This window comes from Calidifontibacillus oryziterrae, assembly GCF_000331575.1.
GTDB classification, from domain to species: Bacteria; Bacillota; Bacilli; order Bacillales; family Bacillaceae_J; genus Calidifontibacillus_A; species Calidifontibacillus_A oryziterrae.
Genome location: NZ_KB223527.1, coordinates 1,263,180 through 1,280,444 on the forward strand (window position 1 = coordinate 1,263,180; position 17,265 = coordinate 1,280,444).

Below are 17,265 nucleotides of genomic sequence, written 5' to 3' on the forward strand. Positions count from 1 at the left end.
TCATACCTCGAATTTATAGCCAATTCCCCAAACGGTTTGAATTAAATTCCCTTGATCCTTTAATTTTAGTCTTAAAGTTTTAATATGAGTATCAACAGTGCGGACACCGCCAACATAGTCATATCCCCATACCCGCTCTAAAAGCTGTTCTCGGCTTAGTGCTTGACCATTATGTTGACAGAAAAATAGCAGTAGATCGTATTCTTTTAATGTTAATGATATCGGTTCTTTATTTATGAATGCCTGTCTTCCTTTCACATTTATTTCAATTGGACCAAAATGTAGGACTTCATCTTCTTTCTTCGCTGACGGTTGAAAACGCCGTAAGACAGCATCTACTCTAGCAATTAACTCACTAGGACTAAATGGCTTAACAACATAGTCATCTGCGCCAATCTTTAAGCCATAGACCCGATCCCATTCATCACCCCGAGCAGTTAAAAATATAATAGGTATCGCGGAGGTTTCTCTAACTTTCATACAAAATGTTAATCCATCAATATTTGGCATCATAATGTCTAAAATAATTAGATGAAAAGGTTGCGATTTTAATAATTCAAGCGCTTGTTGTCCATCTTCAGCTTCTACACAAATAAAATTTTCTTTCTCTAAATACATCCGGACTAGCTGCCTCATATCAGCCTCGTCGTCAACAATTAATACTTTTCGATCAGTCATTTTCCACACCTCTTCTAAATAGAACTTGAAATGGTCCTTCCCCTGTTTTCAGAGTTGCGCAAACCTTCATGTCATTTGGATCAACAATAATTAGTTCATTGCTATCATAGCTCACACTATAAATAAAATTGTTATAGATCGATATATCAAAGGGATTTGCTCCTATTTCAACAGCGGCTTCAACCTCCTTCGTATTCATATTAATTTTCCTCAGTTGATTGGAGCCGTGGCTCACAACATAAATAAACTCACCATGCTTTTCTAAATCAACAGGCATAACAGGAGTATATATTTCCTTTCTTATATGCCCCGTTTCAATAGAATAAACGGTCACGTTATTTTCTACTTGATCACCAGCACCATGTCCACCCGTCCATAGCTCACCTAACGATTCAACAAGAACCGCACCAACGGCAGCTTGTTTTGCCTCGAAGCTATTTACGACTTGATTTGTATGCAAATCAATAACAGAAATAACAGGTGCGTCAAAATTTAGTACATATAATAATTGTTCATTTTCGCTCTCCATTAATGTTAATGGATCATCGTTTACATCAATTTCAGCAAATTTTCTTCCTTCTTTATCCGTTATAATGATCATGTCATTTTCCTGATCTGCAAAGTAGATCTTAGACTTATCAATCGAAAGTAGTGCATTTGCGATACCTTTGCCTAACTTCCATTCATCAACCTTTTCCCCTGATTGCAAATCATATAAGTATACTCTTTCTAAATGTTTCCCATAAAGCAAAAGCGTTCTGTTATCTGGTAAAACAAGTGCACCTGTAAATGTAAACGGCATTTGCCATCGAGCCAGCTCAGTTCTTGTTTCCTCATTATAGAAAGATAAACTCTTCTCAATTAAATTAACAATAATGATTAAAGGTGAATCGGAATCTATCTTTTTGTATTGCTCGTTTTGACACCCTGCAACTAGCAATAGCAGAATGAAAACGACAAAGTATCTCGTTTTAGCCATAATGCACCCTCCAAAAGCTAAACTACCATTATTATAACTTGAAGTTGTGAAATTAACGTGAAAAGATTTCACTTTTATTACTTGAGATCTTCAAATATATTTTCTAATTTTCTAATAATTTCTTCACAGTATCTTCATAATAGCAAGTTAAGCTATTAATAGTGTTAAAAATATCACATTTTTAGTGGAGGTACTTATATGAAAAAATTATTAATTCTTCTTTTTGCTCTTAGCATTGGGGTTATCGCAGGCTGTGGGACAACTTCTAATCAAGGAGCAGAAGAACAGGCACCAGCGGAAGAAACAGCGCCTGCTGAAGAGCAAGTAATGGAGTCCGAGACAACTGAGTCTGAAGTGGAAGATGTAGCTACTGTAGCTGATGAGCACGACCATGGTGTAATGCCAGAAGAGCCTGGTGAAGGAACTATGTGTTCAATGTGTGATATGATCGTGTATCATAAAGACCATGAAATGGGGAAATTCACTGGACAAGTTGTAACAGCTGACGGGGAATATCTTTATACGGATGATGTTGGTTGTTTATTGAATCAAGTTAGAGTTCTCGAAGAAAAACAAGAGCAGCCATTGGCAGCTTGGGTCCGTGATTATAACACGCTTGAATGGATTCCCGCTGACCAAGCAATCCCTGTAAGAGCCAGTATTGAAACACCAATGAAAATGGGCTTCGCACTATTTGGCACTGAAGAAGCGGCTAATAAGTACGTGACAGAAAACCCAATGGTAGCACCTGTTCTTTCAACTATGGATGATGTCGACAAAATTGCGTTAGAACGCCGCAAAGCAAAAATGGCGAAGATGCAAGAATCTCAGCAAAAGATGGAGCAACAACAGAGTAATATGGAAGGAAATATGGAAGGCGAAATGAGCCACTAAACAAGTCAAAAGGTTGTCCTGGAATAATCAGGACAACCTTTTTATATGGCTGTTATTGTTACTAAAGCGTTTTATTGTCTAGCTTTTACTAATGAAAAGAAAACTTCCTCTAATGTTGTTTCTGAACGATCCTCCCCTTTTGTCAATGATTCCACTGTATCCGTAACTAAGAGCTGACCACTGCTCATAAAGGCAACACGATCGGCTAATTCCTCAACATCAGACAATATATGTGATGAGAACAAAATGGTTGTTCCCTTTTGTTTTTCTTCTTTAATTATCCTCTTAAATTCTCGAACCCAATAAGGATCTAAACCATTGGTTGGCTCATCCAATATAAGTAGAGGTGCTTCAGGTAATAGACTTTGAGCTAAAGCTAACCTTTGCTGCATTCCTTTTGAATAGTTTTTTACCTTTTTATCCTTATCTTGATCTAACCCAACCTGCTTTAGTAGCTGATGTACCCTTTCATCTGGAACGTTTGACAGTTCAGCAAAAAACTTTAAAACTTCATAACCTGTTAACACACTTGGAAATACCATTGCATCCGGCATATATGAAAATAATGATTTATATTGTTGACTTTTTGTACTAACTGGAGTTCCTGCAAGCCTAACCTCTCCTGATGTTGGCTTTACATTGCCAATGATCATTTGAATGACTGTACTTTTCCCAGCACCGTTCCCACCACAAAGAGCAAAGCACTCCCCATTGTGAATGTTGAAATTTATATGCTCAATTCGATTTGTTTCATTAAAGATCTTACAAAGGTCATGTACTTCCACCATATTATTATGCTCCATGTCTTATCCCTCGTCTAATCATAAAATTTGCTATGATTAATGGTATGATGATCCATAGAATAGCAGTGATTGAAAATGTTAGTTGTCCGACCATTCCCTCACTCCAGATAGTTAAATCATACAAGTGCGGTCCAAAGATCGTACCACTTTCCATTGTAATTATTGTCCAAACACGAACTAATTCAACTGGATTCAATAAAATTGAAAAAGTAAACATGTTTAAAATCGCGTGTTTACTAATTACCATTGCTAAGCCCATTACGGCAAACTCATAAAATAGTACGGTAATAGCCCAGACAATTAAACTAAGTCCTAATGCCTGAAAGCGAGTAGCTGAAACAACACCAACTAACATTGCTAGGCCAAGAAATAAAACCATCAACAGCAAAGTAAATCCATAAAATAATAGGAAAAATTGGATGGAAACTCCCGTTTTTGTGATAAAAAGGATTAGACCTGCCATCCCATATCCAAAGGTAATCACAGCTATTAACGTTATGAGTAGTCCGATAAATTTCCCTAATAAAATCGTAGCCGGGCGCAGTGGATACGTAAACAACAGTGTTAAGCTCCCGCCTTCTTTATCACCTGCTATTGACGTACTGCCAATTAATAAAGTCAATAACGGAACTAAAAACAATGATAAATTTAAGAGACTTGCTGCCATTCGATTAAACCCTTCAAACCCAGCTTGCTCCGCACTACCACCAAATAAAACAATGGTGACCGCGAGAACGGTATATAAAATCGTGAAGCTTACGACCCATCTACTTCTTGAAATGACCTTCAATTCATGCCTTGCAATTTTTGCAACCATCATTTTTATTACACACCTTTACGATTAATGATGCATCGTCCAGTCAAGCTTTGCTAAGCCTGAGTAGTCGATTACTTCACCTTTTCCTTCTTGTTTAATATAGTCCTCAGCACGTTCTTTTGATGAAAATGATACAACACCATAAGCCATAGGTGTCCAAAATTCGGGGTGATAAGCATGATAAGCTTGTTCAATTGGTACCCATTCCAAACTTTCAAAATCTCTTACATATTGCCCAGCAATTTCTTTATTTTGTCCTTCTCCATTTACATATTCAACCATACAACCAATATCATCATACATATGAACCGTTCCGTCACTTTCAATTAGCTGTGTGGCAAAATCTACATGGGCGACTGACATATTACAAACTTCACACGCATCAATTTCTGGATTTACTTCTCTCGGTTCAATGCTTACCTCTTGACCACATCCGCTAAGAACAAACAGCCCCACGATTAGTAAAAGACCTAGCTTTTTCATCATCTTAAAACCCTCCCACGATAAAATGTTAATAAACTAAAAGCAATCATAACAATTCCTAGCAAAGCCGCAACAAAATTGCGTTCAACCGTTTCATTCTCCTTTAAAATTACACTGCCTTCTACTGGACGTGTTAACGGATACCGATCCATCCCTTTATCACTAGAAAAAGCCGGAAAAATTCTTTCAATTGATGACCATAACTTAATTGTCGGACTTTCAAAAAAGAATTGTAATGTTGGATTTTCTTCAACTAATTTATCAAACAACTTCCCTGACTCATAAGGTATCTCTCCAATGCCATCGCCATCTAAATCTAGTCCACTATAATCATCCCAATAGTTTCCTTGTTCATTAATATCCATCGGTTCAACCTTTGTAAAAATTTTTGTTTGGACGATATTACCAATAAAGTTGTTGTGAACCATTGTATTACGTTCATTTTTATCCTTTAAATCTAAACCAATATAATTCCCGGCAAATAAGTTATTTTCAATTTTGCAATCTCGTGCATCCTGTAAGCTTAAGCCAGTATTATTGTAAGTCACATTATTATTTGTTATCTCAATTCGATCAGAATCAAATATAAGAACCCCATGACCGCGATAGTTTAAATTTTTTGTAATTACATTATCAATAAAGCGAAAGTCCGCCGCATCCATAATCATTGCACCCGTAATATTTTCGGAAGAAATATTGTTTTCAATAAGTCCCTCTTTGGCATACATGACATGATACCCATAGCGGACATGACTTACCTCATTATTTTTTAACGTGCTCCTTTTGGCGAAGTCAAAATAAACACCATCTTGTGTATCGTAGATTTTATTCCCAATTAAACTAGTATCCTCCGCATAAAATAAATGAATGCCATTTCCCTTTGTTGCAAAGTGACCACGATAGCCGATAATTTGATTATTTACTATTTGATTATTACTACCCTTGTTCACATAAATACCAAAATGGACATCCTTTAACACGTTGTTTTGAATAATATTGTTTGACGATTCCACCCATATTACCGCGTTTGTATCTTTTTTCCCGCTCTTTTCAATCATCAAGTTTTCAATCGTGACATTTGGAGCATTTATTTCAATTGTATTGCCTTCTCCGCTCCCAGAAATAAGAGCACCTGCTTCACCTTTTAAAATAATTGATTTATTTATAACAAGATTGCCATGGTACTGTCCCTTCTTAATGTAAATTGTATCCCCCTTTGCAGCGTTATCAATGACCTCTTGAATCGACATACTAGGTGTTACAGTTAATTCCTCTGCAGCTGCTTCATTCATAAGTAAGAATTGACAGCTTACTAGCATGAAAATGATGCTAATGATCCGTTGCATACTCTATCTACCACCCATCTTCACAATAGTTTTATAATATTCATAAAATGTGAAGAAACTAAAAAATAAGTTTGAATAAATCAAGAAAAAATAATAAGAGTCCCCTTTATTAAAAAAGGCAACTCTTATTCACATTGCATATGAAATTGTTTCTTTAAGAAGTAATACTCTCTTGGCTATTTTTTGGCATTCTGTTAGCGGAATTAATTCCTCAAAGGAAAATTCATAAATGAACTGAATCCTTTTTGCTAAAAGCTTAGGATCATTGATTTCATGTACTGCTTGGATGATATCAATGATTTCCACTTCATATGATCCAGGACCTAATCCAATCGGATCCCATTTATTAATAACCTCTTTTATTTTTTCATTCAACATTCTCGACCCTTCCATTTTAATCACCTAATTATAAAGAGATTATTTTTTAACTATATGCAATTTTGTCTGTATGTTAATTTTAATCTCTTTATATAGCCTATAACCCATTTTAATCTTACAGATTTACGACAATATTGAAACAACTTTGCGACAATAATTATACAAATTTGCGAAACTTTTCAAAATTTTGTTTCTATTATAATCAATTACCCATTATATGCTTACTTTAAACATCCTTGTTGTGAACATTTTTTGAACAAAAAAGTGATCCACCTTAACGATTGGATCACCTTGCTTCCGTTATTATTTATTCTTGTACAACCACTTCATTTATAATTACTGGTTCAAGTGGGGCACTTGTTTTCGAATCTACTTCAACACTACTAATTGCGTCAACAACCTCCATACCTTCCACAACTTGTCCAAAAACAGTATGTGCACCATCTAACCATGGAGTGCCGCCAACTTCCTTGTATTTCTCAATTACGTTATTCGGAAACCTAGCTTGAACCATTTGATCAACTAATTCCTCATCAATTAGATCCGCCTGAACGATAAAAAATTGGCTACCGTTTGTATTTGGACCAGCGTTTGCCATTGATAGGGCTCCACGAAAATTAAATAGCTGTGAAGAAAATTCATCTTCGAACGGCTCACCCCATATACTCTCTCCGCCTTTACCATTCCCTTCTGGATCACCACCTTGAATCATGAAATCACTGATCACGCGGTGAAAGGTTAATCCGTTATAATAGCCATTTTTACTGTGTGTCACAAAATTTTCAACTGCTTTTGGGGCCTGCTCAGGAAAAAGCTTAATGACTATATTACCTTTTGTAGTTTTTAACGTAACAATTGGCTCCTTTGACAAAATATCATTGTCAAATTGAATTAAATCAACATCCTCTGCTGGCTCTGGAGCTTCATTATTTTGTTCAGCTGTTTCTGTATTGTCGTTACCTGCTGTACCATTTTCAATAGAATTGTTTTCACCACAGCCGCTAAAAATTAATAAAATAAAAGTTAGCATTGTGTATAAGAATATTTTTTTCATCATAACCCTACCTTTCATTCAATATGATAACTTGAGAAACTTCTCTACTAATTATGTACTATTGCCTATATGATAAGATTTTTTGCATCTATCTGTCAAAAGTATATACTAATATTTAATAATGTATAAATACAGTTTAAGGAGTGTTCCTAAATGACAACAGAGCTTCAAGTTGGTCAATTAGTGACTGGTATATATAAAACCGGTAAATATGTTGGAGAAATAACTGCGATAAAACGAGACCATTATACAATTCGAGTAAAGGCAGTGTTGAAGCACCCCTTACAAGGTGACTTGCATGCACCTAAGGAGTCTGATGTTCTTTTTTTCCATGAGAGAAGAGCGTTAGCTTATAACGAACAAACAAATGTTCCAAAATCACATGTGAAGCCTTTTGCCAATCCCGTACCTATCTATCATGAGTCTTTAAAGGCTGCACTTTCAGAACAAATAAACCAGCTTGAAGCTGATAACTCCAAGTGGGCAGAGGAATCATTAAAAATATTTAGAAGGCTTGAAGCTGATTACTTTAAAGACTAAACAAAGTGCGCAATCAATAGCTAGTTATGTCTATCACAATAGTTAGTAATGCCGATGAAAAAGGGGCTTTTCTAGAGCCCCTTCTTACTAATTTCTATTTAATTGTAATAGCGACTACAGTAACGTCATCTGAAAAACGTCTGTTTGTTATATCAATACTTTCGATTATTGATTGAAGCAATTGTGAGCTTTCCCACTTATTTATACTACTTACTATATTCTTTAGCTTTTCGATATTTTCATAAGTACTACGTCCAAATGAATCAGTTAATCCATCGGTATATAAAATAATTTGTGTGCTACCTATTATAGATAGTTTCTCCGTTTCTACAGACAGCTTTGTAACCATGCCAATTGGTGGACAGCCTTTATCTAAATATTTGATACGATGGTCGTCACTAATTAGAAGTCCTGGAGGATGGCCTGCGCTTGCGTATTCAATTGAATTTTCCTCCAAATCAATAACAAGGTAAATAGCTGTAAAAAAGTATGAAATTGACATTTCATTTTCGCGGTACAGAACCTGCATGTGTTCATTTAGTTCCTGCAAAACCTTTTCAGGTTTCACATAACGAGTAATAATCCCTCTTAATAACGACCGAATTGACATACTAACAAGTGACGATGCCACACCATGCCCCATAATATCAAATAATATAACTCCATATTTACCCGGATTAATTTGATACCACGCATACATATCACCAGCTAATTGTGCTGAAGGAAGGTAAACTCCATCGATATCAATATGGTCATTTTTTAGCGGTTTGCTTAGTACACTTTTTTGGAGCTGCCGCGCTAATTCTAAATCTGATGCCAATTTTCGTTCAGCTTCCTTCGCCTCGGTTACATCACTAAAAATAGCGCAATAGCTAATTGGTTCGTCCTTTGAATTTTTTATCGTAGCAATAGTTGTCCTTTGATAATATAGTTCCCCGTTTTTGCGCTTATTAATAAGTTCCCCTTGCCATTGGCCATCCCTTTCGAGTGCTATCCATAACTCTTTATAAAACCCTAATTCTTGCTTACCTGACTTGAGAATGCGCGGATTGCTGCCGATAACCTCTGCCTCAAAGTATCCTGTAATAGACTCAAATGATCGATTCACCATTTGAATATTACCTTCTAAATCAGTTAAAAAGATGCCTTCAATAGAATATTTAAACACTTTGGCCATTAGCTCTAATTGCTGTTCAATTGTATTTTGTCGTGGTAACCTTGAATCAGTCATTCGTTTCCCTCTGAAAATATTTTAATCCCTCTTCCTCTGTCTCAAAAAACTTAATAAAAGATCCAAACTTTACAATATTAAAAATCTCTTGAACAGGTGGTTGAATTTCAACGATAACTAGTTCCTTTTGATTCTTTCTAGCAGTCATCACTGAGTCTGCAATTGTACCAAGCGCTGCGCTGTTTACATATTGTACTTCTTTAAAATTCAATATTAGATCTGAGGAATCTGATTCAATTAATTGATTCATTGCAGCTTTAAATTCATCAATATTTCTTAAAGTAACATCCTCTTCCCATTTTAAAAGAAAAACTTTTTCATAGGAAGTAAATATCATAGTATACCATTCCCTTCGTGCTGTCTTTTATTGTTAACATATTTTCGCATTGAAAACTGAACATAATCTCCGTTCTCCTCAACACCGACATGATCCATCAAATTCACAATTAATTGAAGTCCTCTTCCTCTTAAACCTACATTAATCTCGTCATTGTTAACATGAACATTAAATTTTTTCCCTTTATGCTTTAAATAAATCGAAAGCATATCACGATTAGTGTTCCACCATATTTCAAATCCGACTTGTTTCGTTTTTTTACAATATTCATAGGCATTCATGCATGCCTCTTCAGTGGCTAATCTTAAATATAATTTATCATCTTTAAGAAATCCCAACTCACCAGCAATCCGTTCTGTTACATCCATGGCTTGGAAAATATCATCCTCTTTCTCAACTAATAAGCATTGCTGTCCCTCACCCTGTTTCATGGATTCTTTTCTCCTTAGAGTAATAGAGTTTGTCCAAACTACTATTATTATAAAGGAAGAAAAGAAAAACTTCTCTTCCTATCAAGATTTGTCACTAAATATTTACATTTTTTTCTAAATTTTAAACCTGCCCGCAAGAATAGATAACCCTTCTGCCATCTTTGCCAAATCATTGGCTGTTGCTGCTGTTTCTTGAACACTTGCCGCAGTTTCTTCTGAAACCGATGCAATATTTTCAACCGATATTAATACTTCTTGTGATTGGGCTGCTTGCTGTTCGGCAGCGGCCGCTATCTCTGCAACTTTTTCAGCAGATGTTTTTACAAGTGTCACTATTTCTTTGAATGAAGATCCACCTATTTTCGCTTTTTCATCGCCCTCGTTTACCGCTTCAACTGCAGAGTCCGTATTTTCTTGTATAGAATGAATCAATTCCGAAATTTCCTTTGTTGCTTTTCCACTTCGTTCAGCGAGCTTCCTTACTTCATCGGCTACAACAGCAAACCCTTTACCCGCTTCGCCTGCACGTGCTGCTTCAATTGCTGCATTTAAGGCAAGTAAATTTGTTTGTTCAGCAATATCATCAATGACTTCTACAATTTCACCTATTTGCACAGATTTGGACGATAAATCGCCTATTTTATTACTTATTACACCCATACTATCTACTGCTTCTTTAATTACTTTTCCACCCTGGTCAGCTGCCTTAACTGTTTGTTCTGTTGAAAGTGCAGCATCCTCTGCATACTTTGCAACATTTTTTATCGCATTAGACATTTCCTTTACCATTTCAGAAGACGCGCTTGCCTCATTCGCTTGCTGCTGGCTACCACTCGCAATTTCCTCTGTACTTGCAGATATTTCTTGCGAGCTTGCAGCTAAGTTGCTGGAATTTTGCACCACTTCTCCTACTAATTGTCGTAGCGAAAATACCATATCGTTTATTGAATTTGCTAACTGACCGACCTCATCCTTTGATTTCAGACTAATCGTTTCTCCGGTTAAATCCCCAGCAGCTACTTGCTTCAAACGATTTACTATTTCGAGAATTGGACCGGTAATTTTTTGCGCAAGTATCCAAGCAACGATGACACCTATTGCAAGAGCGGCAATAGTAAAGACTACTGTAATGAACATGATAGTATTTCCCGCTTCAATTACCTGTTCTTTAAGTGTTGTCATTACTTCTCGTTTTCTTTCTACCTCAACATCAAATCCAGCTAATATTTCATCCGTTAACGCACGGACATCACCACTTTTAGCAATAGCTTCTTCTGGGCTTTGTCGATATAACTCAAATAGCGCTATCATTTCTTGATCCCACGGTCCAGCCTTAACGAATATTTCCTTTGCTTCGGCTGATAGGTCTGTTTTTGATAATCTTGCTTCAACTTCATTATTGTTAATTCCAATTTGATCAAATTCCTCATAAAACTCTTCATTTCCTGTTAATAGAAAGGCTCGTAAAGCAGCCGTTTGTCTTGTTACGTTAGCAGTTAATTGTTCCCAGTCAAGTAGTACTTGTAATTCATTTTCAAGAGCATTCTCAACTGCCACTTTAAAGTTATTCGTTTGAATAAAATTGTATATAGAGTAACTTAGAAGTAACAAAAGAGGAATTGCCACTCCACCCAATATTTTGGCACGCAAGCTTTTCATAATAAATCCTCCTTGAAATAGTTTTTTACAAATCAACCAATTCGTACTTACTATTTTCAACTATGTTAGTTAACATTTTTAATTCTTGAATATCTAAGATAAGATCTAAATCTAGCAATATAACTAACCGATCTCCTAAGTTACTAATACCACGAATGTATCTTGCTTCAATTTGTCCTGTACTATCTGGTGGCGCCTCAATTGTATCCGTACTAACCTTTAACACTTGAGTTACTTGATCAACTAATAGTCCTATTAATTCATTTACAAATTCAACAACAATAATGCGTGACTTTCTCGTAACAGCACATTGTTCAATACTAAACCGCTCCCGTAAATCCATAACAGGAATTAGTTTTCCACGTAAATTGATCATTCCTAAAACTGAGTATGGCGCATTCATAAATTTAGTGATGAACGGTACTGTAATAATATCTTTCACACGATCTATACCAATACCATACTCCTCATTACCAAGTTTAAAGGATGCGACCTGAATCATTTTCTCTTCTTGCTTCGAGTATTTCAAATTTGCCTCTAAATTTGTTTCATCCTTAGTTCCTTCTTCACGCACAATTGCGCCAGCATCCAAAATAAGAGCTACATTACCATCGCCCATAATTGTTGCTCCGGCAATATACTTTGGAGTACCAATATATTTCCCTAATGATTTAATGACTATTTCTTGATTGCCTAGAGTTTTATCAACAATAATGCCAATCCGCTTGTCTGCTAAGCCTACAACAACGATAAATAATCGACATTTCTCATTTAGGCCGCTCTCACTTACTCCTAAACGGTTATGCATTCTCACTAATGGAAGCACGCGTTCACGAACTATTCCAACCTCTTGATTTTTGATAGTCTTTACTTCATCCTTATTCAGACGGACAATCTCTTGAACATTTGCTAACGGAATTGCAAACTGTTTTTCGCCTAGTTCTACTAATAAGGAACGAATAATTGCTAATGTTAGTGGCAACTTAATCGTAAACGTTGTTCCCACTCCGAGCTGCGAGTCAATATCAATGAGGCCATTTAGTTTTTCGATATGACTCCGTACGATGTCCATCCCTACACCTCGACCGGAAATATCCGTAATTTTCCTCGCAGTCGAAACGCCAGACTTAAATATTAAAAAAATAAGGTCCTTATCTGTCATCCTTTCGGCTTCTTCTTCTGTAATCTGCCGTTTTTTTATAGCTGCATCTTTAATTTTCTTAGGATCAATACCTCTACCGTCATCGGAAATCGTGATAACGATATGATTTTCTTCATGCGCAGCCTTCAGTACGACTTTCCCTTTTCTCGGTTTCCCTATTAACTCACGCTCTTCTGGAGGTTCCACGCCGTGGTCTAGTGAATTACGTAAAAGGTGAATAATAGGGTCCCCAATTTCTTCTATTAAATTTCGATCAAGCTCTGTTTCTTTGCCCTCAATGAAAAAGTCAATCTCTTTATTAGCCTTTTGACAAAGGTCACGAACCATACGTGGGAATCTATTAAATAATTGTTCAATTGGTAGCATTCTTGTTTTCATCATGCCTTCTTGAAGCTCACTAATTACTTGACCAATATGATTGCCAACTTCGCCAAAGGATTCAATCTCTAAATCATTAGGATATCGGTCAGCTAAGCGGCTTCGCACATCTGCTAATCTAGTTTGGTCAATTACTAACTCACCAACTAAATTCATTAAATGTTCTAACCGTTCAACATCAACACGAACAGTTTGCTGAACTTTGATCTTGCTATCTAGCTTTTGGTTGTTCAACACGGTTTCTTTCGGTTTGACATCGCTAAACTCTACCTTTTTCCCTTCACAAAAACTATCAACATTGTCCTTTGTAATTAGCGTCAGTGCAACGGTACGGATATCGGAAATACTATTAACAATATTAATGACTTGTTGCTTTGTTGCTGTCGTTACAACAATATAGACAAGGTTGCCATCAAATTTAGTGTCATCCTCGATAATGTCTGTTGGTGGAAATGAGGCAATTATTTCGCCAATCTCCTTTAAATTATTTTGAATTAGAAATGCTCTAACAGATTTTAGCATGGCTTGCTGCATTAAGCTTATATAGGTTGCCATTACTTGAAAGCCTGATTGCAACGCTTTTTCAACAATATCTTTTTGATAGAGATCTAAAACAACTTCAGGGAAAGAAACATCATCATTTATAGGTTCTGTTTTGTCGCTTTCAACATGTTTTGCGGAATCACTTGTTCCAACTGAATCCTTTATTTTCTCTAACTTTTCAACCAATGGTCCAATATTTGTTTCATCTAGGTTGCCGTTCATAATTGCTTCCCTTAAAACTTTGATATAATCAATAGAATCAAAGATTACATTGATGATTTCAGTATTGACCTTAAGCTGCCCATTACGAATAGAATCAAAAACATTTTCAATTTTATGGGTAAGCTCCTTCATCTTGTCAAAGCCCATTGCGGCGGAAGAACCTTTCAGAGTATGGGCCGCTCTAAATATTCGTTGAATGGTATCTGCATTTTCTCCGTCGTGCTCTAGATTTAATACTTCTTCATCTAAAATTTGCAGTTGTTCGTCAACTTCATCCAAAAACACACCTAGATAGGCGGACATATCAAATTCACTCATTATTTTCCACCCCCTTCTCATATTCAGGGTAAAGAACCTTTGTTTTATTTAATATTCCTATTAACGTGTCACCCACTTTTGCAAAGCCTCTAAAACAATCTTTTTCCAGTGAATTAAACATATCTAGCGTTGGTTCAAACTCACCCTCTGCAACGTACGTAACCATTACAACTTCATCGACAATTAAACCAATATGTTCCCCATCATCTTCGATAATAACGATCCTCGTTTTCTTAGTAAAAGGATCATCTGGCATGTGGTACCTTTTTCGCAAATGAACCACCGGGATAATCTTCCCACGCAAATTGATCATTCCTGATATATAGTCAGTTATTCCAGGAACTAGTGTAATAGTTTGAACACGAATAATTTCGATAACTTCTTCAATTGGCAATGCGCAAAGCTGATTATTAATTGCAAACACAACGTATTGACCTGCTTTGTTTTCCGTTACCGTATTCACATTATTTCACCACCTTTCTTTCTATACTTAACTAGTGGCACTTTTAAACAATAATGTTGTTTCGTTTCAAAACGTAAAAATTGCATACCCAAAAACACCATCGAAAATTTGAATTATACATTAATTTATGGATGGTGCTTTTCTTCAAATATGGATTCGTAATTTCTAAGATGGAATTAGCCTTCAGAAAATATGGAAGATATGTAAATGAGAGGATATGTGAACGATTAAGTTGTTACTAATTTGTTGCAAATTTTTCCTTAAAATATTAGATAAATCAATAAATATACTACAAAATTCACACTTGTTTTTACGTGATATATTTCACAATTTAAGGACATAAATATACATAAAATAACAACAACTTCAAATTTTTGTAACAATTTACTAGAATGGCTATTCCTTTGACCAGTTTCTAAGCATTACATTTGCTAAGACACTGTTAAATAATTAGTTGAATTAGCTGAAACCTTAGCCAAAATAACTATTATTGTAAAATTTTCTAAAACGGCACGATATAGCCTTGATTAAATTTACTATTTATAATCGCAACATGATAAAATAAACGCATTAGATTTGGTAAAGTAGGGAGAAAAATGCGAGTCGTATTTGGCTTTTTTATAATATTTTGTTTCATAATGGGTTTTTCGGCATCACTAGCAGGGACTATGAATCAATACAATAAAACGGTTTCCGTTACAGAAGTTTTAGATGAGGCTGTTAATATAGAAGAATTAAAGGTTTCGCAAACAAGCTTTATTAAGGATAGCAACGGACAAATTATATCAGAAATTTATGAAGCAGATAACCGCATCATACTTCCATATGAAGAAATTCCTGAACACGTTATTCATGCATTTATTGCCACAGAGGATCAGCACTTTTATTCTCATCAAGGCTTTGATCTGTTTGGAATTACTAGAGCACTTCTAGTAAATGCCAGGCAGCACACAATTGAACAAGGCGGAAGTACGATTACTCAACAGTTAATAAGAACTGTTTATTTAGGAACGGAAAAAAGTTATAACCGCAAACTTAGCGAGCTCTTATACGCTTATCAGCTTGAAAAGGAACAATCAAAAGAAAAAATAATCGAAATGTATGTAAACACGATCTATTTCCAAAATCACGCCTATGGCATTGAGGCAGCAGCTCAGTTTTACTTCAGCAAGCATACGAATGAATTGTCACTCGGTGAAATTGCTTTCTTATGCGCAATCCCTAATAATCCAAATTTTTATAACCCGCTATTGCATTATGACAATACAAAGCAACGACAAAAATGGATGCTTTCCAAAATGTTGGAAACGGATTATATTACTCAATCTGAATATGAACAGGCGCTTAGCGAGGATATTACTCTCACTATTAAAGAAAGAACGGACTTACATCCAAATTTCGTAACATTTATACACGAAGAATTGAAACAACTCATATCGCAAAAGGAAGGATTTAAACAACAATTACTTGCCGCAGCAACTAACGAGGAAATAGAAAGAATCTCTGAACAGCTAACAAATCGAATAAATGAGGTAATAAAATCTGGTATTGTAATTGAAACATCTCTTAACCCTAAACTACAACACCGGGCAGAGGCTGTCCTAGAGCAAAAACTTCGGAATACCGATATCGAAGGTGCTGTTGTAGTCATTGACCATAGCTCCCACGAGGTAGTAGCAATCGTTGGTGGCAAAACATACAAAAAGCATGATTTCCATCGTGCCTTTCAAGCATACCGCCAACCAGGTTCTGCAATAAAGCCTTTACTTGTTTATGGTCCGTATTTAGCTGAATTCGGATATTCGACGTCAAGCTCAATTAGCGCAGGTCCATTTTGCAAAAATGGGTACTGTCCAGAAAATTATGGTAACAGCCAATATGGAGCCGTATCTTTAGAAACGGCACTAAAATATTCCTATAATACAGCAGCTGTCCGCATTCTTGATATTGTTGGAATCGATAAAGCATTCGACTACTTAGAAGCCTTTGAATTTAATAAAATTGTAAAAGAGGACCGGCGGCTCCCTGCAGCTATTGGTGGATTTACAAATGGTATAACACCTTTAGAACTAACGAATGCCTACACTACCTTTGCCAATAAAGGGACATTTTTACAAGCAAGAGGAATTCGGAAAGTAACAGATTTACAAGGAAATACACTTTACACATGGCACGAGGAACCAGCTTTAGTTTGGGATGAAAAAACAAATGACAAAATGCGAGACCTCCTTCACAAAGTAATGACTGAAGGAACTGGTAAAAAAGGCTATTATTCAAGCGAATATATTGGTGGAAAGACTGGAACCACAAATGATTTTAAGGATTTATGGATCATTGGCCTTAACGAAAATTATACAACTGGCGTTTGGATTGGAAAAGACAATCCAGCCAGTATTGAAAAGGTTAATAATAGCTCCCCGCATTTAGCCATTTGGCGAGAAATTATGTTAGCTACTAAGGACTAATCGATTTTTGATTTACAAAATGGGGACTGAACACACATGTTCATCAATGTATCTACGCTATTACTATTTTAAAGTATAGTATGT

17 protein-coding genes are annotated in these 17,265 nt (G+C 35.9%); 3 read left to right on the plus strand and 14 right to left on the minus strand.

Going from position 1 to position 17,265, the window contains the following annotated elements:
* Positions 1-678 carry a response regulator transcription factor gene (locus tag D612_RS0114775; RefSeq protein ID WP_017756261.1) on the minus strand — a complete coding sequence of 226 codons (678 nt, stop codon included), beginning with the start codon at positions 676-678 and terminating at the stop codon, positions 1-3.
* A complete protein-coding gene (locus D612_RS0114780) occupies positions 671-1,657 on the minus strand; it encodes a YncE family protein (RefSeq protein WP_017756262.1) in 987 nt (328 codons plus the stop codon). The genes D612_RS0114775 and D612_RS0114780 overlap by 8 nt, the downstream gene beginning before the upstream one ends.
* A gap of 198 nt (positions 1,658-1,855) precedes the next feature.
* On the opposite strand from D612_RS0114780, the gene D612_RS0114785 reads away from it, so the two are divergent.
* Positions 1,856-2,551, plus strand: coding sequence for a nitrous oxide reductase accessory protein NosL (locus D612_RS0114785; protein WP_017756263.1), 696 nt, complete (start codon positions 1,856-1,858; stop codon positions 2,549-2,551).
* Between the two features lie 71 nt (positions 2,552-2,622).
* On the opposite strand, the gene D612_RS0114790 is transcribed toward D612_RS0114785, so the two are convergent.
* The 6 genes from D612_RS0114790 to D612_RS0114815 form a co-directional block, all read right to left on the minus strand.
* Positions 2,623-3,354 (minus strand): ABC transporter ATP-binding protein, encoded by a 732-nt coding sequence (locus tag D612_RS0114790; protein WP_017756264.1) that lies wholly within the window; start codon positions 3,352-3,354, stop codon positions 2,623-2,625.
* Entirely contained in the window at positions 3,344-4,174 is an 831-nt protein-coding gene (locus tag D612_RS0114795) for an ABC transporter permease (RefSeq protein ID WP_017756265.1), read from the minus strand. Before D612_RS0114795 ends, D612_RS0114790 begins: the two co-directional genes overlap by 11 nt.
* Positions 4,175-4,195: 21 nt before the next feature.
* The gene (locus D612_RS0114800; protein WP_017756266.1) at positions 4,196-4,657 is read right to left on the minus strand and encodes a nitrous oxide reductase accessory protein NosL; all 462 of its coding nucleotides are present in this window, start codon (positions 4,655-4,657) and stop codon (positions 4,196-4,198) included.
* Complete coding sequence (nosD, locus tag D612_RS0114805) at positions 4,654-6,000, minus strand: nitrous oxide reductase family maturation protein NosD (RefSeq protein ID WP_017756267.1); 1,347 nt, start codon at positions 5,998-6,000, stop codon at positions 4,654-4,656. Before nosD ends, D612_RS0114800 begins: the two co-directional genes overlap by 4 nt.
* Positions 6,001-6,129: 129 nt before the next feature.
* Positions 6,130-6,378: a DUF1871 family protein gene (locus tag D612_RS0114810; RefSeq protein WP_233275001.1), complete on the minus strand. Its 249-nt coding sequence runs from the start codon at positions 6,376-6,378 to the stop codon at positions 6,130-6,132.
* A gap of 307 nt (positions 6,379-6,685) precedes the next feature.
* Complete coding sequence (locus D612_RS0114815; RefSeq protein ID WP_017756269.1) at positions 6,686-7,432, minus strand: peptidylprolyl isomerase; 747 nt, start codon at positions 7,430-7,432, stop codon at positions 6,686-6,688.
* 153 nt (positions 7,433-7,585) lie between these two features.
* Here D612_RS0114815 and D612_RS0114820 point away from each other — a divergent pair, with 153 nt between their 5' ends.
* Complete coding sequence (locus tag D612_RS0114820) at positions 7,586-7,972, plus strand: kinase-associated lipoprotein B (RefSeq protein WP_017756270.1); 387 nt, start codon at positions 7,586-7,588, stop codon at positions 7,970-7,972.
* Between the two features lie 94 nt (positions 7,973-8,066).
* On the opposite strand, the gene D612_RS0114825 is transcribed toward D612_RS0114820, so the two are convergent.
* The 6 genes from D612_RS0114825 to D612_RS0114850 form a co-directional block, all read right to left on the minus strand.
* Positions 8,067-9,203: a SpoIIE family protein phosphatase gene (locus D612_RS0114825; protein WP_017756271.1), complete on the minus strand. Its 1,137-nt coding sequence runs from the start codon at positions 9,201-9,203 to the stop codon at positions 8,067-8,069.
* On the minus strand, positions 9,196-9,540 hold the full coding sequence (locus D612_RS0114830; protein WP_017756272.1) for an STAS domain-containing protein: 345 nt from the start codon (positions 9,538-9,540) through the stop codon (positions 9,196-9,198). The genes D612_RS0114825 and D612_RS0114830 overlap by 8 nt, the downstream gene beginning before the upstream one ends.
* A complete protein-coding gene (locus D612_RS0114835) occupies positions 9,537-9,971 on the minus strand; it encodes an ATP-binding protein (protein WP_017756273.1) in 435 nt (144 codons plus the stop codon). Before D612_RS0114835 ends, D612_RS0114830 begins: the two co-directional genes overlap by 4 nt.
* 114 nt (positions 9,972-10,085) lie before the next feature.
* Entirely contained in the window at positions 10,086-11,630 is a 1,545-nt protein-coding gene (locus tag D612_RS0114840; protein WP_017756274.1) for a methyl-accepting chemotaxis protein, read from the minus strand.
* Between the two features lie 25 nt (positions 11,631-11,655).
* Entirely contained in the window at positions 11,656-14,253 is a 2,598-nt protein-coding gene (locus D612_RS0114845; protein ID WP_017756275.1) for a chemotaxis protein CheA, read from the minus strand.
* Positions 14,246-14,716 (minus strand): chemotaxis protein CheW, encoded by a 471-nt coding sequence (locus D612_RS0114850; RefSeq protein ID WP_017756276.1) that lies wholly within the window; start codon positions 14,714-14,716, stop codon positions 14,246-14,248. Before D612_RS0114850 ends, D612_RS0114845 begins: the two co-directional genes overlap by 8 nt.
* A gap of 596 nt (positions 14,717-15,312) precedes the next feature.
* Between D612_RS0114850 and D612_RS0114860 the strand changes: the two genes are divergently transcribed.
* On the plus strand, positions 15,313-17,181 hold the full coding sequence (locus D612_RS0114860) for a transglycosylase domain-containing protein (RefSeq protein WP_017756278.1): 1,869 nt from the start codon (positions 15,313-15,315) through the stop codon (positions 17,179-17,181).
* Positions 17,182-17,265: the final 84 nt, after the last annotated feature.